Source organism: Polynucleobacter sphagniphilus, assembly GCF_001953355.1.
Taxonomy (GTDB): domain Bacteria; phylum Pseudomonadota; class Gammaproteobacteria; order Burkholderiales; family Burkholderiaceae; genus Polynucleobacter; species Polynucleobacter sphagniphilus.
The window spans coordinates 70,556-91,532 of the sequence record NZ_MPIY01000001.1 but is presented as its reverse complement, the minus strand read 5'-3'; the positions used below and the strand labels follow the sequence as shown (position 1 = coordinate 91,532).

The 20,977-nt window shown below is 46.2% G+C and carries 20 protein-coding genes and 1 pseudogene; 3 read left to right on the top strand and 18 right to left on the bottom strand.

Going from position 1 to position 20,977, the window contains the following annotated elements; genetic code table 11:
- Together rimM and rpsP are read right to left on the bottom strand one after the other, a co-directional pair.
- A complete protein-coding gene (gene rimM / locus BOQ04_RS00450) occupies positions 1-564 on the bottom strand; it encodes a ribosome maturation factor RimM (protein WP_076023146.1) in 564 nt (187 codons plus the stop codon).
- Positions 565-657: 93 nt separating this feature from the next.
- Positions 658-903 (bottom strand): 30S ribosomal protein S16, encoded by a 246-nt coding sequence (gene rpsP, locus BOQ04_RS00445; RefSeq protein WP_011902362.1) that lies wholly within the window; start codon positions 901-903, stop codon positions 658-660.
- 281 nt (positions 904-1,184) lie between these two features.
- On the opposite strand from rpsP, the gene BOQ04_RS00440 reads away from it, so the two are divergent.
- Positions 1,185-1,670: an META domain-containing protein gene (locus tag BOQ04_RS00440; RefSeq protein WP_233126592.1), complete on the top strand. Its 486-nt coding sequence runs from the start codon at positions 1,185-1,187 to the stop codon at positions 1,668-1,670.
- Positions 1,671-1,708: 38 nt separating this feature from the next.
- The gene (locus BOQ04_RS00435; protein WP_076022814.1) at positions 1,709-2,149 is read left to right on the top strand and encodes a hypothetical protein; all 441 of its coding nucleotides are present in this window, start codon (positions 1,709-1,711) and stop codon (positions 2,147-2,149) included.
- Positions 2,150-2,185: 36 nt separating this feature from the next.
- On the opposite strand, the gene BOQ04_RS00430 is transcribed toward BOQ04_RS00435, so the two are convergent.
- From BOQ04_RS00430 to BOQ04_RS00410, 5 genes are all read right to left on the bottom strand, one after another.
- Positions 2,186-3,973 carry an acyl-CoA dehydrogenase gene (locus BOQ04_RS00430; RefSeq protein WP_076022813.1) on the bottom strand — a complete coding sequence of 596 codons (1,788 nt, stop codon included), beginning with the start codon at positions 3,971-3,973 and terminating at the stop codon, positions 2,186-2,188.
- A 56-nt stretch (positions 3,974-4,029) separates the two neighbouring features.
- Positions 4,030-4,965, bottom strand: a complete 936-nt coding sequence (locus tag BOQ04_RS00425; RefSeq protein WP_076022812.1) for an electron transfer flavoprotein subunit alpha/FixB family protein — start codon at positions 4,963-4,965, stop codon at positions 4,030-4,032.
- Positions 4,966-5,715, bottom strand: coding sequence for an electron transfer flavoprotein subunit beta/FixA family protein (locus BOQ04_RS00420; protein ID WP_076022811.1), 750 nt, complete (start codon positions 5,713-5,715; stop codon positions 4,966-4,968).
- A 91-nt stretch (positions 5,716-5,806) separates the two neighbouring features.
- The gene (locus BOQ04_RS00415) at positions 5,807-7,459 is read right to left on the bottom strand and encodes an acyl-CoA synthetase (RefSeq protein WP_076022810.1); all 1,653 of its coding nucleotides are present in this window, start codon (positions 7,457-7,459) and stop codon (positions 5,807-5,809) included.
- A gap of 26 nt (positions 7,460-7,485) precedes the next feature.
- Positions 7,486-8,406, bottom strand: coding sequence for a histone deacetylase family protein (locus BOQ04_RS00410; protein ID WP_076022809.1), 921 nt, complete (start codon positions 8,404-8,406; stop codon positions 7,486-7,488).
- Positions 8,407-8,487: 81 nt separating this feature from the next.
- On the opposite strand from BOQ04_RS00410, the gene mltB reads away from it, so the two are divergent.
- Complete coding sequence (gene mltB / locus BOQ04_RS00405) at positions 8,488-9,717, top strand: lytic murein transglycosylase B (protein ID WP_076022808.1); 1,230 nt, start codon at positions 8,488-8,490, stop codon at positions 9,715-9,717.
- A 24-nt stretch (positions 9,718-9,741) separates the two neighbouring features.
- Here mltB and cysM read toward each other — a convergent pair whose 3' ends face one another.
- From cysM to BOQ04_RS00350, 11 genes and pseudogenes are all read right to left on the bottom strand, one after another.
- Positions 9,742-10,653 carry a cysteine synthase CysM gene (gene cysM, locus BOQ04_RS00400; protein WP_076022807.1) on the bottom strand — a complete coding sequence of 304 codons (912 nt, stop codon included), beginning with the start codon at positions 10,651-10,653 and terminating at the stop codon, positions 9,742-9,744.
- A gap of 41 nt (positions 10,654-10,694) precedes the next feature.
- Positions 10,695-11,123, bottom strand: a complete 429-nt coding sequence (locus BOQ04_RS00395) for a ComEA family DNA-binding protein (protein ID WP_076022806.1) — start codon at positions 11,121-11,123, stop codon at positions 10,695-10,697.
- 98 nt (positions 11,124-11,221) lie between these two features.
- Positions 11,222-12,241, bottom strand: coding sequence for an ADP-glyceromanno-heptose 6-epimerase (gene rfaD, locus BOQ04_RS00390; RefSeq protein WP_076022805.1), 1,020 nt, complete (start codon positions 12,239-12,241; stop codon positions 11,222-11,224).
- Positions 12,238-13,167: a D-glycero-beta-D-manno-heptose-7-phosphate kinase gene (gene rfaE1, locus BOQ04_RS00385; RefSeq protein ID WP_076022804.1), complete on the bottom strand. Its 930-nt coding sequence runs from the start codon at positions 13,165-13,167 to the stop codon at positions 12,238-12,240. Before rfaE1 ends, rfaD begins: the two co-directional genes overlap by 4 nt.
- A 27-nt stretch (positions 13,168-13,194) precedes the next feature.
- On the bottom strand, positions 13,195-14,559 hold the full coding sequence (locus BOQ04_RS00380; RefSeq protein ID WP_076022803.1) for a UDP-glucose dehydrogenase family protein: 1,365 nt from the start codon (positions 14,557-14,559) through the stop codon (positions 13,195-13,197).
- A 69-nt stretch (positions 14,560-14,628) separates the two neighbouring features.
- Entirely contained in the window at positions 14,629-15,840 is a 1,212-nt protein-coding gene (gene lapB / locus BOQ04_RS00375) for a lipopolysaccharide assembly protein LapB (RefSeq protein WP_076022802.1), read from the bottom strand.
- A 66-nt stretch (positions 15,841-15,906) separates the two neighbouring features.
- Positions 15,907-16,245 (bottom strand): annotated as a pseudogene (locus tag BOQ04_RS00370) (integration host factor subunit beta); the annotation flags it as partial.
- A 51-nt stretch (positions 16,246-16,296) separates the two neighbouring features.
- Entirely contained in the window at positions 16,297-17,970 is a 1,674-nt protein-coding gene (rpsA, locus tag BOQ04_RS00365) for a 30S ribosomal protein S1 (RefSeq protein ID WP_076022800.1), read from the bottom strand.
- Positions 17,971-18,092: 122 nt separating this feature from the next.
- Entirely contained in the window at positions 18,093-18,761 is a 669-nt protein-coding gene (cmk, locus tag BOQ04_RS00360) for a (d)CMP kinase (protein WP_076022799.1), read from the bottom strand.
- A gap of 5 nt (positions 18,762-18,766) precedes the next feature.
- A complete protein-coding gene (gene aroA / locus BOQ04_RS00355) occupies positions 18,767-20,095 on the bottom strand; it encodes a 3-phosphoshikimate 1-carboxyvinyltransferase (RefSeq protein WP_076022798.1) in 1,329 nt (442 codons plus the stop codon).
- Positions 20,095-20,976 carry a prephenate dehydrogenase gene (locus tag BOQ04_RS00350; RefSeq protein WP_076022797.1) on the bottom strand — a complete coding sequence of 294 codons (882 nt, stop codon included), beginning with the start codon at positions 20,974-20,976 and terminating at the stop codon, positions 20,095-20,097. Before BOQ04_RS00350 ends, aroA begins: the two co-directional genes overlap by 1 nt.
- Position 20,977: the final 1 nt, after the last annotated feature.

The window sequence follows — 20,977 nt, the reverse complement described above, 5'->3', positions numbered from 1 at the left end:
TTACCAGTCAGACTGCCAATCTAGGATGATTACTTTATTGGGTAAATCGACATTTTGGACAACCTCTTTTACAAAAGGCGCCAATTGCTTGATGACTTTGGTAGAGGCATCACCAATTGCAATAACGCCATGGGCACCATGCTCAGTCATATCAATAACCTCGCCTAAGATTTCATCTTGGAGATTTTTAGCTTGGCAGCCAATGAGGTCTACCCAGTAAAAACTATCCGCTTGCGCTTTTGGAAAAACTTCACGACCCACCAAAATTCTGGCGCCCTTTAATGCAAGAGCTTGATCTCGATCCGTTACGCCATCCAGAGCCATCACCACAGTACCACTATGCATCTTGGCCTGTTTCACTTTATAGGCGCGCAAAGAGGCCTGCTCATGAGAAGCAGAGACTCCCGCATCCCGACGAGGGATGAGAGATAGCCAAATTTCTTTTGAGGAGAGAAGCGCTACAGGGTCGGTCGAATGCGGTCTGACCTTAATTTGACCCTGCAAGCCTTGAGCATCAGCAATTGCGCCCAGCTCAATTAAAGTATCTAGGGAGGGTGTACTCATAGTGAAGTTACCCATCTTCCCCAGATAACACGACATTGCAATCCCACAACTGGCGACTTCATCATTACGAAAAAGTCTGGATCTAAAAGATTTTTAGACTGCAGGATTGTTTTTGATCAAACGCACAACAGTTGGAGAAATCTGAGCACCAACACCAGTCCAATAGGTCAAGCGGTCTTGAGCAATACGCATTGCTTGCTCAGTAGCAGCTGCCTGTGGATTGAAATAACCGATACGCTCGATAAAGTTCGAATCGCGACGATTGCGCTTATCAGTAGCAACGATGCTATAAAAAGGGCGCTTCTTAGAACCGCCGCGTGCCAGTCGAATGACGACCATACTTATTCCTTAAAATCTAAAATGAAAACAGGTTGATTACAACCCAATGAAGTTTCTACAAAAAATCTTGGGCTCCGTTACCAAGCAAATCAACAAAACAAATGCACGGTAAAGCGGAAAACCTCATATTCTAGACGAAAACCCCTATTTGTTCTACCTATTTAAGACTTCCAGTAGATAGAATAAATACCCAGTATCATTAAATTAACCTTTAAAAACAGTAATTTACATAAAAATGTCCGTTAAAAAAGATACTTTATTTTCATATCGAGGCCCCTCAAATGGCTTTTTTTTTAATGCTTTCTTGCCTGGGATTGTCTCTTTTGACCGCTTGCGCCAACATTATTCCCCCTTGCACAGCGAAAACCAGCCCTCCTAGCAGCGAGCTCAGAAATACCAAATGGGAGTTAATTCGTTGGAATTTACCACCCAATAGCTCTGGTGAGGTGCGAGCCAGGCAAATACCCCAAGGCGAAAGCAGCAACCCAATTCAAATGTCTTTTGATAGCTCAGGCCAACAGCTGAGTGGTTTTACAGGCTGTAATCGTTTCACGGCAGCTCTAGATGAAGACTCTCGCGGATTCACCTTAAACAAAATTGCAGCTACAAAAATGGCATGTGCAGCCCCGCGTATGGAATTAGAAAATGATTTTCTATACGAGCTCAACGATTACCGCACCATCGTGCGTGATGGTGACCGCATGCTGATGATTGGCAATGACCGTGAAGTACTCACCTTTGCGCAGCGCAATCCCATTAAAAAATAAATTCAGAATCACGCCACTAGTAGCACTACGATTACCTTATGAAAAACTCTAAACTCATTTTTTGCTCCTTAGGACTATTTTTTCCAGGCACTGGTTTGAACTGTTTTTATTTGCTCGGCCTTAAATCATTTTGGGCTTGGTCTCAATTATTGGCGCTTCTTTGCGGCATCCTAGGCTGGTCTCTACTAAAGCTAGAGCACTTTAACTCTGCGCCAGGTTGGGTGCTCATTACCCTTGGCTTTATCGCAATAGAGGCATCTTGGCTGACCACGATTGCGCTTGGCTTGCGCCCAGACGAACGTTGGGATGCTCAGTTTAGATCGGGCGAAGAGAGTAAAACCCAATCTGGCTGGCTCACCATCCTGACTGTGATTTTGTCATTGGTATTGGGAGCGGGAGTAATGATGACTTTTTTTGCAATTGCTTTTGAGCAATTCTTTATTTCTCAGATTTACGAAGCAAAAAAACTATCCCAGTAAGTTTGGGATAGTTTTAATGCATCAATATCAGCACAGTTAAAACTGCTCTACTGCAAGTGCATTGGTTGAATGCCCACCCTCTAAAATAGAGGTTGCTAAAGCCTGCACTTGGGGCAACTGATTTTCAGCAAAGAAACGCGCCGTTGCAATTTTTGCGTCGAAGAAACTAGGATCTCCAGCGAGCAAGCGCTCAGCCGCCAGAAGAGCCCGGGCCATTTGCCAGGCAGAAAAAAGCAAGCCACACAAACGTAAGTAGGCAAAGCTGCCTGCATAGACTGCCTTTATGTCGGTCTTCGCATGGGTAACAATATAAGTTACCGATGTTTCAAATGCTTCTCGCGCTGGGCTTAATTGCTTTAGCACTGCTTTAGCATCCGCAGAACCGCTAGCAGCTAAATCTTTTTCTGTTTGCAATATTTTTTGAGCAATTCCTTTTGCTACTGCGCCACCATCACGTACCGTTTTTCTACCGATCAAATCATTTGCCTGAATCGCAGTAGTGCCTTCATAGATCGTCAGAATACGCGCATCACGGTAGTATTGAGCAGCACCGGTTTCCTCAATAAAACCCATACCGCCATGCACCTGAACACCCAAGCTAGCTACATCAATCGACATTTCTGTAGAAAATCCCTTCACAATCGGAACCAAAAACTCATAGAGCTCTTGATTCTCTTTCGCACTCACCTTATTGGGGGATGCATGTTGCGCATCATAAGCAGCCGCTGCATAGTAAGCCAATGCTCTAGAACCCTCAATGTATGAACGCATTGTCATTAACATCCGTTTAACATCAGGCTGATGAATGATGGCAACTGGGCCTGGTGAGCCTGCTAAGTCGCGACTTTGTACGCGATCTTTAGCGTACTGAACCGCTTTTTGATATGCTCTTTCGGCTACAGCAATACCCTGCATGCCGACAGCAAAGCGGGCTGCATTCATCATTACAAACATGTATTCCAGGCCGTGATTTTCTTCGCCGACTAAGTAACCAATGGCACCGCCATGATCACCAAACTGAAGGACCGCAGTTGGGCTAGCCTTGATTCCCAGCTTATGCTCAATCGAGACACACTGCACATCATTGCGCTCGCCTAAAGAGCCATCTGTATTGACTACAAACTTCGGAACTACAAACAGTGAAATACCTTTAATACCTTCAGGTGCATCTGGGGTGCGCGCCAATACTAGATGCACGATATTCTCTGCCATATCGTGATCGCCATAGGTAATATAAATTTTTGTACCAGAAATTTTATAAGTACCATCTGCTTGAGCCACCGCTCGAGTACGCACTAAAGAAAGATCAGAACCTGCCTGTGGCTCAGTGAGATTCATGGTGCCAGTCCATTTTCCAGCAACCATATTAGGAATAAATTGATCCTTTAGACCTGGGCTTGCTGCAGTAAGTAGGGCCTCTATGGCACCATCAGTCAATAAAGGGCAAAGAGCAAAGGAGAGATTGGCGGAATTCATCATCTCCAAGCAGGCGGTTGAAATCAATTTGGGAAGACCTTGCCCGCCGAACTCAGTCGGATGAATAACACCTTGCCAACCCGCAGCTGCAAATTGCTCAAACGCCTCCTTAAATCCGGGGGTAGTTGTAACTACACCGTCTTTCCATGAGCTTGGATTTTGATCGCCAATCCAATTGAGAGGCGCAAGAACATCTTGATTAAATTTTGCAGCCTCTTCTAAGACTGCTGGAGCTAAATCAAGGTCAGCACCTGCTTGTTCATAAGAGGGATAAGCAACGATATCCGCAAGCCCCGCTAATTCATTCATCACAAACAGCATGTCTTTGACCGGGGCTACGTAAGTCATTTCAACTCCTAGTAATTCATCAGCAAAAAGTGATTCAAGAAAAGGCTATTCATTCCTCAGCCTAATGCCTTAGTTAACTCGGGCACTGCAGTAAATAAATCAGCAACCAATCCATAGTCAGCCACACTAAATATTGGCGCCTCTGGATCTTTATTAATCGCAACAATCACCTTGGAATCTTTCATACCAGCCAAGTGCTGAATGGCTCCAGAGATCCCAACAGCAACATAGAGCTGCGGAGCGACAATCTTGCCAGTCTGCCCCACTTGATAGTCATTAGGAACATAACCCGCATCGACTGCGGCGCGCGATGCCCCTAAAGCTGCGCCTAACTTATCAGCCAAGGGAGCAATCAATTCTTGATATTTTTCACCCGAACCCAAGCCGCGACCACCAGAGACAATGATCTTGGCAGCAGTCAATTCAGGACGATCGGATTTAGTCAACTCGCGCCCTACGAAAGCAGATTTGCCAGCATCAGCAGCGGCGGCATGTTTTTCAATTGCAGCAGATCCGCCTGCAGCTGATACCGGGTCAAAACCAGTTGTGCGAACCGTAATGATCTTAATGGGATCGCTTGACTGCACAGTAGCAATTGCATTGCCAGCATAGATTGGACGCTCAAAAGTATCGGGCGAGACAATTTTTGTAACATCAGATAACTGCGCCACATCTAGCTTAGCAGCTACGCGAGGCAAGACATTCTTTCCATTTGCTGTTGCAGGTGCTAAGACATGGGTGTAGCTGGAGGCCAATGCCAAGATTTGCGCAGCCAACGGCTCCGCTAATTGATCGACTAAATTAGGAGCGTCAATCTGAATTACTTTGCGAACACCGGCAATTTGCGCTGCCGCCTGAGCAGCAGGATCAGATTGGCTTCCGGCTACCAAAATATCCACCTCAGGAGAGCACTGCAGAGCAGCTGCCACTGCATTTAAGGTTGCAGCCTTTAAAGAAAGATTATCGTGTTCAGCAATAACAAGAGCAGCCATTTAGATCACCTTCGCTTCATTTTTAAGTTTTTCAATTAAGGCCGCTACATCAGCAACCATCACGCCTGCAGAGCGCTTTGGCGGCTCTTCCACTTTGATCGTTTTGAGACGTGGGCTAATGTCTACACCCAAATCTTCAGGCTTCACAATATCAATCACTTTTTTCTTAGCCTTCATAATATTTGGCAAAGTAACGTAACGTGGCTCATTGAGGCGTAAGTCAGTGGTGATCACCGCAGGTAATGTGAGTGCAAGCGTCTCTAGGCCACCATCTACCTCGCGGGTAACCGAAGCTTTTCCATCTGCAACTACTACTTTAGAGGCAAAGGTGCCCTGGGGAATATCCAAAAGACTAGCCAGCATCTGACCAGTTTGATTGCTATCGTCATCAATCGCTTGTTTGCCAAGGATCATCATTTGAGCTTGCTCTTTATCTACTAATGCCTTGAGTAATTTAGCCACTGCCAAAGGCTGTAATTCAGACTCAGTCTCGACCAGAATGGCACGATCGGCGCCAATGGCAAGGGCAGTACGTAAGGTCTCTTGGCATTGAGTGGGGCCTGCAGAAACAACCACAATCTCAGTAGCAACGCCAGCCTCTTTTAAGCGTACAGCCTCTTCAACGGCAATCTCATCAAAAGGGTTCATGCTCATTTTGACGTTAGCAATATCAACACCGCTGTTGTCGGACTTGACGCGCACCTTAACGTTGTAATCAACAACGCGTTTCACGGCTACTAAGATTTTCATCTAAGAAATTCCTTCGATTTATGTGTAATAAAGATAAAGCTACTTCAAAAAGCACGATCGTTTTATTTTAACTGATCACTAAGATTCAATATCAAACATCGATTGCGCCAGTTGAACCTGCCTTCTTGCGTAATTCAAACTTCTGTATTTTCCCCGTTGAAGTCTTTGGTAAATCCCCAAAAACCACTGCTTTAGGCACTTTAAAGCCTGCTAAATGCTGTTTACAGTGGGTCACTATATCGGCAGCGGTGACCTCGACCCCGGGCTTAATCTCCAAAAAGGCACAAGGGGTCTCTCCCCATTTTGGGTCCGGCATGGCCACAACAGCTGCCGCAATTACAGCAGGATGTCTATAAAGCACATCCTCCACCTCAATAGAGGAAATATTCTCTCCACCCGAAATAATGATGTCCTTACTGCGATCTTTGATTTTTACATAGCCATCGGGGTTGATGACAGCTAAGTCTCCCGAATGAAACCACCCCCCTGCAAAAGCTTCTTTGGTAGCGTGCTCATTCTTTAAGTAACCCTTCATGGTGATATTGCCCCTAAACATAATTTCACCCATGGTTTCACCATCAGCGGGAACCGGCTCCATTGTTTCGGGATTAATTACTGAAATTGCATGCTGCAGGTGATATCGCACTCCTTGACGTGCATTGAGACGAGCGCGTTCACCAATATTTAAATCATTCCATTCATCCTGCTTTACACAAACTGCGGCAGGCCCATAGGTCTCAGTTAAGCCATAGACATGAGTCAAATCAAAGCCAAGTTTTTCCATGCCTTCAATGATCGATGCCGGCGGTGGGGCACCAGCAATCAGACCCTTTACGCCCTTAGGAACCCCTAGCTTCATCTCTGCAGGCGCATTGACTAGCAGGTTGTGTACGATGGGCGCCGCACAATAATGAGTCACCTGATGTTCTTTAATTGCTGCAAATATATGCTGCGCATCAACTCGTCTTAAGCACACATTCACTCCTGCACGCGCAGCTACCGTCCAAGGAAAGCACCAACCATTGCAATGAAACATGGGTAGCGTCCACAAATAAATCGGGTGTTTATTCATATCCCAATCCAAAACATTGGAGACTGCATTCATCGCTGCGCCGCGATGGTGATACACCACCCCCTTTGGATTTCCTGTGGTGCCAGAGGTGTAATTTAAACAAATTGCCTGCCACTCATCTTCAGGCATCCGCCATGCAAAGTTTGGATCACCAGAATCCAATAGTTGCTCGTAGGTTAAGCTGCCCAGCTTCTCGCCGGCAATGTCAAACTGAGTTTCCTCAACGTCAATTACCAAAAACTCTCTGCCACTCTCTTGCTTTGCTAGTTCGATCGCTTTTTTCATGACTCCAGCAAACTCTGGATCAACGATGATTGCCTTAGCTTCACCATGGTTCAGCATGAAAGCGAGCGACTCTGCATCTAAACGGGTATTGAGGGCATTTAAAACAGCGCCTGACATGGGCACACCAAAATGCGCCTCAACCATTGGCGGTGTATTGGGCAGCATGACAGCAACGGTGTCGCCAAGGCCAATTCCATTCTTTTGCAGGGCATCTGCGAAGCGACAGCAGCGTTCATATGTTTGCTTCCAAGTCTGATGTAAATTTCCGTGAACGATTGCTATTCGTTCTGGATAAACTTGGGCTGCCCGCTCTATAAATAATAAAGGTGTAATTGGCGTGAAGTTAGCCGCATTACGCTCTAAGCCCTGCTCAAACTGATTGTGCATGTCTCGTTCTCGTCTTTGTTTTGTTCTTATAGGTCGGCCAAAGCCTTAATATGCGCAACTACACTACGCCCTAATGCGGATAAGTTGTAACCACCCTCCAAGCAACTCACAATGCGGCCTTGGGCAAACTCGTCAGCCACCTCTTTGAGCCGTTTAGTGATCCAAGCATAGTCATCTTCTACTAAACCCATTTGCCCCAAATCATCTTCACGATGAGCATCAAAGCCAGCAGAAATCATGATGAGCTCAGGTTCAAAGTTTCTTAATGCTGGCAACCATCGTTCTTCAACAATTGAGCGCACTACATCGCCGCGTGTTGATGCTGGTAAAGGTACATTCACCATATTCTTGCTGCCATCCAGACCGCTATATGGATAAAAGGGGTGCTGAAAAAAACTACACATCAAAATCTGGGGATCATTAAAAAAAGCGGCTTCGGTACCATTGCCATGGTGTACATCAAAATCAATAATAGCTACACGTTCGATGCCATAGGTTTCAATTGCATAGCGAGCAGCTACCGCCACGCTATCAAAAATACAAAAACCCATGGAACGATCTGGCTCGGCATGATGACCGGGAGGTCTTACTGCACAGAAAATATTTTCAACCTCTCCCTTCATCACCGCATCAACCCCTGCAATTGCAGCGCCAGCAGCGCGTAACGCCACCCTCAATGTATGGGGGTTCATGATCGTGTCACCATCAATCATGGCGTAACCACTTTCTGGTGAGCGTTCTTTAACGAAGGCGACATGCTCTGGAGTATGTACTAACTCAATTTGCTCTTCCGTCGCCAATGGGGCCTCTAAATGCTGCAGGAAGCCATCGATCCCACTTCGAATCAATTGATCATTGATTGCCTGAATCCGCTCTGGACATTCTGGATGGTGACTACCCATCTCGTGCTTTAAGAAATCTGAATGAGTTATGTATCCTGTTGCCATAAAGCAAAACCCCTAATATCAAAATTACTGTTTTTATAATCTAATAGATGATTACTTCATCATCATTGGCTGCGACTTGCTATGAAATTCCGCTTCATTACATTTATTTTTATTCTCTTATTGAACGCCTGTTCTAGCACACCCACACAGCAAACCACCAAGTCTGAGACCATTCCAAATCTAGCAGATGACGCAGCCAGCGAGGCGCACTTTAGCCAGAATCTGGAGTCACTATTAGTTCAGGTGGCACAAACCCAAGAAATCCCTCTAAATACCCTGCAATCTGCTTTTCTAGATGCTAAAACGATTCCCTCAATACGCAAATTGGTATTACCCCCATCCAGCACATTCAAAAAGAACTGGCTTTCCTATCGCAAGCGCTTTGTGGAACCCGTCCGACTGAAGGCTGGTAGGGCATTCTGGGAGCAAAATGAGGCCTTTTTAAGCAAAACCGAACAAGAAACCGGGGTGCCAGCTCAAATCATTGTTGCCATCATTGGAATCGAGACCATTTATGGTCGCCAGATGGGCAATTTTAGGGTGAAGGATGTATTGGCTACCCTAGCATTTAGTTATCCAGATACACCCAATAAATCAAGTAGAGAGCAATTATTTAAAGATCAATTAAAAGAGTTGATTTTGATGTGCTGGAATGATGCGGGCGGCAAACTACCCTCCCAAAATAGCAATTTGGGAGTCAACAAGGCTCAACTAAATGCCTGTTTAAATCAAAATAGCTCTTATGCAGGCGCTATTGGTCTGCCGCAATTTATGCCTAGCAGCATTCGTACTTACGCTGTAGATGGTGATGGCGACGGCCATATTGATTTACGACAAAATCCTAAGGATGCCATTGCAAGCGTAGCCAACTTTCTAAAAGCCCAAGGCTGGCAAGCGGGTATGCCAATTTATTTCCCGGTTCAAGAAGCAGGCATTGCTCAAGCCAAAGCGCTAGCTGATGGTGAGCCCCTCCTGAAATACACCGTGCAAGACCTCATTAGCAAGGGCATCCTCAAGCCTAGCCAGGGGGACCTTCAGCAAGGAGGTGTTGCCCCGCAAAGTAAAGCATTCATTATCGATCTTCCTTACCCTGATAAAGATGGAAATGATCAAGCGCAATATTTTGTGGGTTTAAATAACTTCTTAGCCATTGTGCAATACAACCGCAGTTACTTTTACGCACAAAGTGTTGCTGAATTTGCAGAAGCTTTGGGATATAAAAATCAAAGTGCTGTTCCAGTAATTGAGCCGGCTAAATCCACATCGAAAAAATCGTCCACTAAGAAAAAGCCTAAGCAGAGTCAGAATTAAATCCACTCTGAGCTAAGCTAACAATTAGGCTGGAAAGACGCCTGTCGACAGGTAACGATCGCCACGATCGCACACAATAAAGGCGATAGTCGCGTTTTCAACTTGCCTTGCCACTCGCAAAGCAACAACCAATGCACCTCCGGCAGAGATACCGCAAAAGATACCCTCCTCAGCCGCTAGTCGGCGCGCCATCTCTTCTGCGTCTGCCTGTGTAACGTACTCAATGCGGTCAACCCGATCGCCTTGATAGATCTTAGGTAAATATTCAGGCGCCCACTTCCTTATACCCGGAATCTGCGAACCCGCTTCTGGTTGCGCTCCGATAATCTGGATAGCAGGATTCATCGACTTCAAATAGGTAGACACGCCTGTGATAGTGCCGGTAGTGCCCATCGCAGAAATGAAGTGGGTAATCTGTCCATCTGTATCACGCCAAAGCTCTGGACCAGTGGTTTCAATATGAGCGCGCGGATTATCTGGATTAGCAAACTGGTCCAGTAATTTTCCACGACCTTCTTTTTGCAATTGCAAGGCATAGTCTCTAGCAAACTCCATGCCGCCAGATGCTGCAGTCAGAATTAATTCAGCACCATAAGCGGCCATACTTTGGCGACGCTCAATACTCTGATTCTCCGGCATCACCAATACCATCTTATAACCAAGCATCGCAGCAGTCATGGCCAATGCGATGCCTGTATTGCCACTGGTCGCCTCTATAAGAGTATCGCCAGGTTTAATTTCACCGCGCTCTTGCGCACGCAAAATCATCGACAGCGCAGGTCGGTCCTTCACCGACCCGGCTGGATTATTACCCTCTAACTTACCCAATATCACATTATTTCGAATATCGTTTTCCGCACCTGGAATGCGCTGTAAACGAACGAGCGGAGTATTGCCCACTGTTTGTGAAATAGTTAAGTATGAAGGTCTGCTCATTAAGTCATTTTAGCCACAAGTTCCCATCGATACGAACAGGCTTAATTTCTGCGAGATGAGCCTGTACGATCCGCGTTATTGCGAGAGCCAGCTTGATTGCGTGAACCACGTCTATTAGAACTAGCCGCTTCCTTGCTAGTTTTGCCGTTTGGTTCACGAAACGCGCTAGGAGCCTCAATGGTTAAGCCGTTATCAACCATCTTTTCTACTGACTTCATCCCAATGCCGCGCACCCGCTTTTGTAAATCATTGGCATCTTGAAAATGACCCCCATCCAAACGTTCAGCAATAATCGTTTTTGCTTTTGATGGGCCGATCCCCTTGATACTTTCAAGCTCAGACTGTGTTGCTGTGTTGACATTGACAGGTGCGGCTATAGCCCCATTTAATGAAGTAAATGCGAGTGTACTGGACACTGCAAGTAACCTTACTAAACCAATTAGCTTATTTAAATTCTGATATGTAGTCATCGAATCTCCATTGATTAATAAAAAAATCCATGGGCACAGAGTGCACATGGATCATTAACAACGGAGAACTAAAGCAGGTGTTGACTAGATAGGGGTACCTAAAGCGGATTGGCCAGAAAATCAGCATTAGCTGATAGCCACTCAATGTATTTACCTACACCCTGCTCTACATTTAAGAAGGGCTCGGTATACCCAGCAGAACGAAGCTGAGTTAAATCTGCTTGCGTAAAGCATTGATATTTTCCTTTGAGTGCATCCGGAAATGGAATGTACTCAATGGCTTTTTCTTTCACTAACTCTTGTAGGGTTGCTGGTTGCGCTTGATCAAGCTTGCGCATCGCATTGGCCACCGCGTGCGCAACATCATTAAAGGGTTGCGCACGGCCACTACCCAAATTAAATATGCCACTAATTTCAGGGTGATCCAAGAAGAAGAGATTTACTTTTACAACGTCTTCGACTGAGACAAAGTCACGACTTTGCTCGCCCGGACCATAGCCACCATATTCACCAAAGAGTTTGACCTGGCCATTGGCTTTGTATTGATGATATTGGTGGAAAGCAACTGATGCCATCCGGCCTTTGTGTGACTCACGTGGACCATAGACATTGAAGTAACGAAAACCCACTACTTGAGCGCTCGTGGCCTTTTCTGCAAAACGCTTGCGCATGACTTGATCAAATAAAAACTTAGAATAGCCATAGATGTTCAATGGCTTCTCATGCTCACGACTTTCCACAAATACATCAGAGCCACCATAAGTAGCAGCGGAAGAAGCGTATAGCAATTGAACCTTTTGCTCAGTACTGATATCGAGTAAATCCATGGTGTAGCGATAGTTGTTCGCCATCATAAAAATACCGTCAGTCTCCATGGTGTCAGAGCAAGCTCCCTCATGAAAGACTGCCCTGATTTTGCCAAGACGCCCACTTCTAAAAGCTTCTAAAAACTCATCTTTATCCAGGTAATCAATGATGTCTAAATCAGCAAGATTGCGATACTTATCAGCCGGACGTAAATCATCTACGGCAATAATATTTTTCTCGCCACGTGCGTTGAGGGCCTGAACGATATTTGCACCAATAAAACCGGCTGCGCCAGTGACAATGATGGTCATTGCAATTCCTCTGCTGTTACGGTTGCGGTTCCTAATTTACCAACGACAATACCACCAGCTCGATTGGCCAGCGCCATTGCTTTCTCTAGAGGCCATTGAGACGCCAATGCTACTGCAAGCGTGGCAATCACAGTATCTCCAGCACCAGAAACATCAAATACCTCGCGCGCTTGCGCTTTAACATGCGTCACACCTGAATCGGTATAGAGACTCATCCCTTCTTCTGAACGAGTCAGCAATAAGGCCTGTAGGTTGAGCGATTTTCTCAATGCTTGCGCTTTCTGCGTTAAATCTTCCTCACTAGTCCACTGACCTACCACTTGTCGTAACTCGCTACGATTAGGGGTTAAGACCGTGGCACCACGATACTTCTCGTAGTCTTCACCCTTGGGATCAACCAGAATCACTTTGTTTTGGCTTCTTGCTTGTTCAATCATGAGAGCAACTTGACCTAAGGCACCTTTGCCATAGTCTGACAAGATCACTACATCGGCATCACCTAATGATTTTTCAAAACGCTCTAATTTATGAGCTAAAGCTGCCTCACTAGGAGTTTCTTCAAAATCCAAACGAATCAGTTGCTGTTGGCGTGCAATGACACGCAACTTCACTATCGTGGGAACCTTTGCATCGATCTCGAGTTGACTATCAACACCACTAGACCCCAGTAAATCGGTAACACGACGGCCTGACTCATCATCTCCAATAACGCCAAGAATAGTTGTTTTAGCACCTAAAGCAGCTACGTTACGGGCCACGTTTGCAGCGCCACCTAAACGCTCATCAATCTTGCCGACTTGAACTACTGGAACTGGGGCTTCTGGTGAGATCCGGTTAGTGTCGCCAAACCAGTAACGATCGAGCATGACATCGCCCACTACCAGTAAGCGGGTCTTTGAAAACTGTTCTCGGTTTGCTTTTTCCACAGGGCTACTTTTCAAATATAAATTGGTTTAATTATGACGCCCAATGCCGTGGTACTCAATACCAACTTCGCGCATGGCGCTTGGCTCATATAAATTACGGCCATCAAAAATGATCGCTCGTTTGAGCTTTTGCATGAGAAGATCAAAATCAGGACTGCGGAAGGCTTTCCATTCCGTCACGATCACTAGGGCATCACAGCCATCTAAGGCCGCCATATGGTCTTGTACCATTGCGACTTTTTTAAGACCCTCAGGATTGTCTTTGAAGTCAATCTCAAAACAATGCTTTGCTTCTTCCATGGCAACTGGGTCATAGCTTACTACTTGGGCGCCACGCTTAACAAGCTCACGAATAATGACTCTGCTTGGCGCTTCGCGCATATCGTCCGTATTTGGTTTAAACGCCAGACCCCAAATCGCAAATTTCATATTGGTCAGATCGCTGCCAAAACGCTTTTCGATTTTCTCCACCAGAATCATTTTTTGCGTTTCATTTACCGATTCAACCGCTTCCAGAATCTTCAGATCCCTGCCATATTCCATGGCTGTTTTAGATAGTGCAGATACATCTTTTGGAAAGCATGAACCGCCATAGCCAGTTCCAGAGTACAGGAAGCCATAGCCAATGCGTGAGTCTGAACCAATCCCTTGGCGTACCGCTTCAATATCAGCCCCCACCAGATCGGCTAGGTTGGCAAGTTCATTCATGAAAGAGATGCGGGTAGCCAACATCGCATTGGCTGCATACTTTGTGAGCTCAGCACTTTTGACATCCATGTAATAGGTTCGCTCATGATGGCGATTAAATGGGGCGTAGAGTTTACGCATTTGCTCTTTAGCCCGCAGGCCTGCCGGATCACTTGATGTGCCAATCACAATCCGATCGGGACGCATGAAGTCATCGACTGCAGCACCTTCTTTCAAAAACTCGGGGTTCGAGACGACTGAACAGAGTTCTGGGGAGAGATCACGCATGCTTAATTCTTTAATGATGGCTTCTGCCACCTTATCAGCAGTGCCGACCGGCACAGTTGATTTATCAACAATTACTTTGGCAGTAGTCATGTGGCGCCCAATATTGCGCGCTGCAGCTACGACATATTGCAAATCAGCAGAGCCATCCTCATCTGGAGGAGTACCAACAGCAATAAATTGAATATCACCGTGGGCAACAGAAGCAGCAATATCGGTAGAGAACTGCAAGCGCCCTGCTGCGCGATTGCGGTCAATCATTTCTTTTAAGCCAGGCTCGTAAATTGGTACGCCACCCGAATTGAGAATCTCAATTTTTTTAGGGTCCAAGTCCAGGCAAAAAACGGAATTGCCTTGCTCAGCAAGACAAGCTCCTGTTACAAGCCCTACATAACCACTGCCGATGATTGTGACTTTCACTTAGCTTCCCCTATTTTTTGTTTTTAATCGCATTATTAAACCCTCAATCTATGACGGTTTAGTTAATGATCACATCGAAGGCCCACTTGGAAGTGCGCCTTCGCTACGCCTTGGGGATGATGCCTCCCAATGATTACATCCAGGACACTGCCAATAAAAACGTCTTGCACGGAAACCGCAGTTCCCACAGGTATAACGGGCCAGGCTAGTTGTGCGCTGCTTTAATAATCCGAGGGCCGCCTGTATTTCGGATATTTTTTCGGGCGTGCCACTACTCTCAGCGAGTGCCAAACGAACCTCTGCCAATTTTGATAGAGCGCTTAGTGACGGGGAATATTGCATTACCTCGACTAACAGCTGATCGGCGGCTTGAGGGCCGCGAATCTTAGTAACGTACTTCTGTACGATATCCAGCAACTCACCTGAAGCCTGGGTTTTGAGCAACTCACACAAACGATTGAGCCCCAACTCTTGACGACCTAAGGCTACATGAGCAGTCATCCAGCGATCTGCCAACAGATGCATATAAGAGGGATGCATTTGCGCAACCAACTCCCAGGCTGCAATAGCTTGGTTTGGGTGATTTAATGCAACCTGATAATCTCCCTGCAAAATCAGTGCGCGCGCATGATTTGGTACAGCTTGGAGAGCCAATTCAATAGAACGAGCAGCTTTGGGTAAATCATTGCGACGCAAGGCATCCTGGCCCATTTCACAATTGAATTGTGCAATCTCAATTTGATGCGACTTACCCTGCAAAGCCTCTAACTTAGTTGCAGCTGAAATTGCCATTTCCCAATCACGCTCGACTTGATACATCTCCAGCAAGCTCTCTTTGGCGGGAGCGGCATATTTACCCTCACCCACTTGATTTAAAGAAGCCTCGGCACGGTCTAAAAGTCCTGCACGCAGAAAATCACGACCTAACTCATAGGCAGCTTGATCCCGATCGCGCGGCTTTAAATCATCCCGATTGGCTAAGTGTTGGTGAACCCGTATGGCGCGCTCGGTTTCACCACGACGTCGAAATAAATTACCGAGGGCAAAGTGCAATTCAATCGTCTCTGGATCGAGTTGAGCAATTTTGACCAGAGCCTCAATCGCTTGATCGGGTTGCTCATTGAGCAAAAGACTAAGACCCTTAAAGGTGGACCGCTGCTGACGCATGCGCTCACGCTCATCCATGCGATTTTCAAGACGCAAATCCCAACGGGATGCCAACCAACCAATACCAAACATAATTGGAAGAAGTAATAACCAGGAGGTGGCTATCTGAATCATGATGTACAGAAATTAAATAAAAAAATGGCCCGCTTGGACCACTGCTGATGTGCTATTTGACTAGGCACCAGAACCCTCTTTAGGGCCCGCTGGTTTTAGCGGTTTGTAATCCACACGCTCACGCAATTCTTTGCCTGGCTTAAAGTGTGGCACTCGCTTTTCTGGAATCAAAACTTTCTCACCAGACTTTGGATTACGTCCAGCACGAGCAGGACGATGATGCAATACAAAACTACCAACACCGCGTAACTCAATACGCTTACCTTCAGCTAAAGCATGCGTCATTGTGTCTAGCAATGTTTTGACCGCCAACTCCACGTCCCTAGGCAGTAGCTGGGGAAACTGTTCCGCCAGGCTCTCCACTAGTTCGGAGCGGGTGATTGCTTGTTGCTCTTGATCTGACATGATCTATCAATTAAAACCGCCGCTCACCTAGTGGTAAGCGGCGATATTGATTTAGCCTTGATTGTCCAATTTCGCTTTCAACAAAGCGCCCAAATTGGTAGTGCCGGACTGCGCATCACCTTGGAGCTTGCTCATAGCGTCTTGTTGATCAGAGCTGTCTTTTGCTTTAATTGAAAGATTGATGGCACGTGACTTACGATCAATATTAATGATCATTGCAGTTACGCTATCGCCTTCTTTCAATACATTGCGTGCATCTTCAACGCGATCGGTTGAGATCTCAGAAGCACGCAAGTAAGCCTCTACTTCGTCAGCCAAATGAATGGTTGCACCTTTAGCATCAACAGCTTTCACAGTGCCAGTGACAAGGCTGCCCTTGTCACTTACAGATGTGTAGTTATTGAATGGGTCACCAGACAATTGCTTGATACCAAGAGAGATACGCTCCTTCTCAACATCAATTGCCAATACGGTGGCTTCAACTTCGTCACCTTTTTTGTATTTCTTAACAGCCTCTTCGCCTGGCTCATTCCATGAGAGGTCTGAGAGGTGAACCAAACCATCGATACCACCAGGCAAGCCAATGAACACACCAAAGTCAGTAATAGACTTGATGGCGCCACTTAACTTATCGCCTTTTTGTTGGGCACGTGAGAACTCTTCCCATGGATTTGCTTTGCACTGCTTGATGCCTAAGCTAATACGACGCTTATCTTCATCAATATCCAGAACCATAACTTCAACTTCAGTTCCCAATGCAGTTGCTTTACTTGGGGCAACGTTCTTGTTGGTCCAGTCCATTTCAGAAACGTGTACCAAGCCTTCGATACCGCTTTCGATTTCAACGAATGCACCGTAGTCAGTCAAGTTGGTTACTTTGCCGAATAAACGGGTATTTGGTGGGTAACGACGAGCGATACCAACCCATGGATCATCACCAAGTTGCTTCACACCGAGTGAAACGCGATTCTTATCTTGGTCGAACTTCAAAATCTTTGCAGTTACTTCTTGACCAACAGTCAACATCTCGCTTGGGTGACGCACACGACGCCATGCCAAATCGGTAATGTGCAAGAGACCATCGATACCGCCGAGATCAACGAATGCGCCGTAGTCAGTAATGTTCTTAACGATACCTTGAACAACGCTACCTTCTTTGAGGTTAGACATCAACTTAGCGCGCTCTTCACCTTGGCTAGCTTCAACCACAGCACGGCGTGACAACACAACGTTATTACGCTTACGATCAAGCTTAATAACTTTGAACTCCATTGTCTTACCTTCGTAAGGGCTGGTGTCTTTAATAGGACGTGTATCAACGAGTGATCCAGGCAAGAATGCACGGATACCGTTAACCATCACAGTCAAGCCGCCTTTAACCTTACCAGTAACAGTACCAGTAACGATTTCAGCTTGCTCGAGAGCTTTTTCCAAATTCATCCATGATGCCAAGCGTTTAGCTTTATCACGAGAGAGGATAGTATCGCCATAGCCGTTCTCAAGAGCGTCAATAGCAACAGAAACGAAATCGCCAGGGCTCACTTCAATTTCGCCAGCGTCGTTATGGAATTCTTCAACAGGAATAAACGCTTCGGACTTCAGGCCAGCGTTAACAACGACGAAGTTATGGTCGATGCGAAGAACTTCAGCCGAAATAACTTGGCCGGTCTTCATATTCGATCGGGTTAATGATTCTTCAAATAATTCTGCAAATGATTCAGACATGTATATTCACTTTGTGCCGCCAGAAGGCCTGACGGGTTAGGTTAAAAAAGCCCTAAGAAACACGCTAAATTGATAATCGCGTTGTGGGGTTTCTTAAGACACCAAAACTACTACTTACAAAATCAGGCAATCGCGGATTGATACCAATCTAGAACTGTCTTCACTGCTTGCTCAATCGATAAATCTGACGTTTCAAGCACTTTTGCACCATCTGCAACTAACAAAGGCGCTGTTCCTCGACTACTGTCTCTGGCATCGCGCTCCTGCAAATCCTGCAGTAAGTCCTCAAGTTTAGCAGGAATTCCCTTAGCTATCAATTGCTTATAGCGTCGTTCGGCCCTAGCAGTTGCTGTTGCAGTCAGAAAAACCTTTAAAACCGCATCGGGGAAGATAACACTCGCCATATCCCTGCCATCAGCAACCAAGCCAGGAATCTGCCTAAATCGATGCTGTAAACCGACCAAAGCTTGCCGCACTTCTGGATAAATAGCGATTGCGGAGGCTTTTAAGCCAATACTTTCAGTACGAATAACATCTGTTACCACCTCGCCATTCAGAATAATTTGCCCTTTTTCGAAGGAAATCTGTAAATTTTGGGCTAAAACACCTAATTTAGGGGCATTTTTAGGGTCAATTGCTTGTTTTTCACTTGCAAGAGCCACCAATCGATAGAGCGCACCACTGTCCAAGTAATGAAAACCGAGTTTTTCGGCAACGATAGCTGCAACCGTGCCTTTGCCTGATGCAGTGGGTCCATCAATAGCAATAACAGGTATCTGGGGCACATTCATTTGCTTTAAGAGACGATTGCCGCAAATTCGCCGAAGTAGGTCGGGAATGTTTTTGCCACACAATTTGGATCGTTGATTTTCAGAGCATGAGGACCAAAGGCGGCAAGTGAGAAACACATTGCCATGCGATGGTCATCGTAAGTATCAATTCCCTCTGGAGGTGACTGCCAATCAGAGCGGCTCTTGGGTGCTTCCACGACGATGTAATCGGCACCCTCTTCCACATGGGCACCAATTTTCTTTAACTCCTTAGCCATTGCAGCTATGCGATCCGTCTCTTTGACGCGCCAACTTGCAATGCCATTCAAGCGGGTTGGCCCATCAGCAAACAAAGCAGCCACCGCCAAAGTCATCGCTGCATCTGGGATCTCAGTGCAATCAATCGTGATGCCATTTAATCTTCCACTGACATTCTTGACGCCGGACACCTCAATCCAATCTTCGCCAGCAGTGATCCTAGCCCCCATCATCACCAGCGCGTCTGCAAAAGCGACATCGCCTTGAATACTGTCACTACCCACCCCTAAGACACGAACGGGGCCATCACCAATTGCACCCAAGGCCAAGAAGTACGAAGCCGAAGAGGCATCCCCCTCAACTAGCAAACTGCCTGGGCTGACATAAACTGACTCAGAAGTCTTGGCTGGAATAATGAAAGACTGAGCATCGGGGCAGTCGACTGCAACTCCAAAGCGCGCCATTAATTTCAATGTGATTTCAATGTAAGGACGAGAAATCAACTCGCCAATGACTTGAATGCGAACCGGGTCTTTTGCTACCAAAGGGAGTGCCATCAGTAGTGCAGTTAAAAATTGACTTGATACATCGCCACGCACTTTTACAACATCATTGATTTGAATATGAGCTGCGTTAATCTGGATTGGCGGATACCCATCCTCTAGCTCATAAGCGATATCAGCACCTACCTGACGTAAACCATCGACCAAATCACGAATAGGTCGCTCATGCATACGGGCCACACCAGACAATCGATAGTTGCCACCCTGCATTGCCAAAGCAGCTGTCAATGGGCGAATCGCCGTGCCTGCATTACCCATAAAGAGATCGGCAGAGCGCACCGGGAACTGGCCACCACAACCTTGCACAACACAAATATGATTTGCTTGATCCTCAACTGCAAGGCCAAGCTGACGCAATGCATTGCGCATCACCTGTGTGTCATCGGCATCTAAAAGATTCTTGAGGGTAGTTGTTCCCGAGGACAAGGCTGCCAGCAATAGTGCTCGATTGGAAATACTCTTGGAGCCAGGTAGATCAATTGAACCTTGCGCTCGTGTGAATGGACCAATCGTGATATCAGATAAAGCACCCATCAAAGCATATCCAAATCTTGGCGTGCTTTACTTGCCTTATTAAATAACTTCTCTAGACCAGCTCCATCATTATCAGAAATCAGCTTACGCAAATGGTTCACAATCAACAAATATTGATCTAACTCTTTCAAAATCGCAGTGCGATTACCCAAACAAATATCGCGCCACATTTCTGGACTAGAGGCTGCAATACGAGTGAAATCTTTAAAGCCAGCGCCCACATGGCCCAATTTTTGATCCGCATCTTCTGAGTTCACAACGCTAGCCATTAGCGCATAAGAAAGAATGTGCGGCAAATGCGACACGGCGGCATAAATTGCATCATGCTGTACGCTGCCAATCTTTTTCACATCAGATCCAACGGACTCCCAAAACCCTGCAATCAAATCGGTGTCTTGCGCTGAGTTTTCCTGCAAAGGACAAAGAATAGTTTGCTTCCCCTTAAAGAGATCGGCCTTAGCTGCAGCAGCTCCATGCTGAGCGCCACCAGCAATTGGGTGTGCAGGCACAAATTGACAGGCCTTCTTACCTAAAACCTCTTTTGCTGCCAATATCACGTCACCTTTAGTGCTACCAGCATCGGTAATCAGGGTGCGAGATTCAAGATAGGGTTCAATAACCTCAAAAGCAGAACGCATTTGCGCTACCGGCACACAGAGCACGATGACGTCGGATTGTTTGGCAGCCTGCACCAAATCAATAACCGCATCAATCGCACCTAACTTAAGCGCCTCATCCAAGTTTGACTTACTGCGACCAACTCCATAGACCTTGGTAACAACACCAGCCTGCTTTAAACCCAAACCTAAGGAAGCGCCAATCAAACCTACGCCAACAATGGTGACGGTTCCGTAATTACTCGCAGAATGAATGATGGTCATA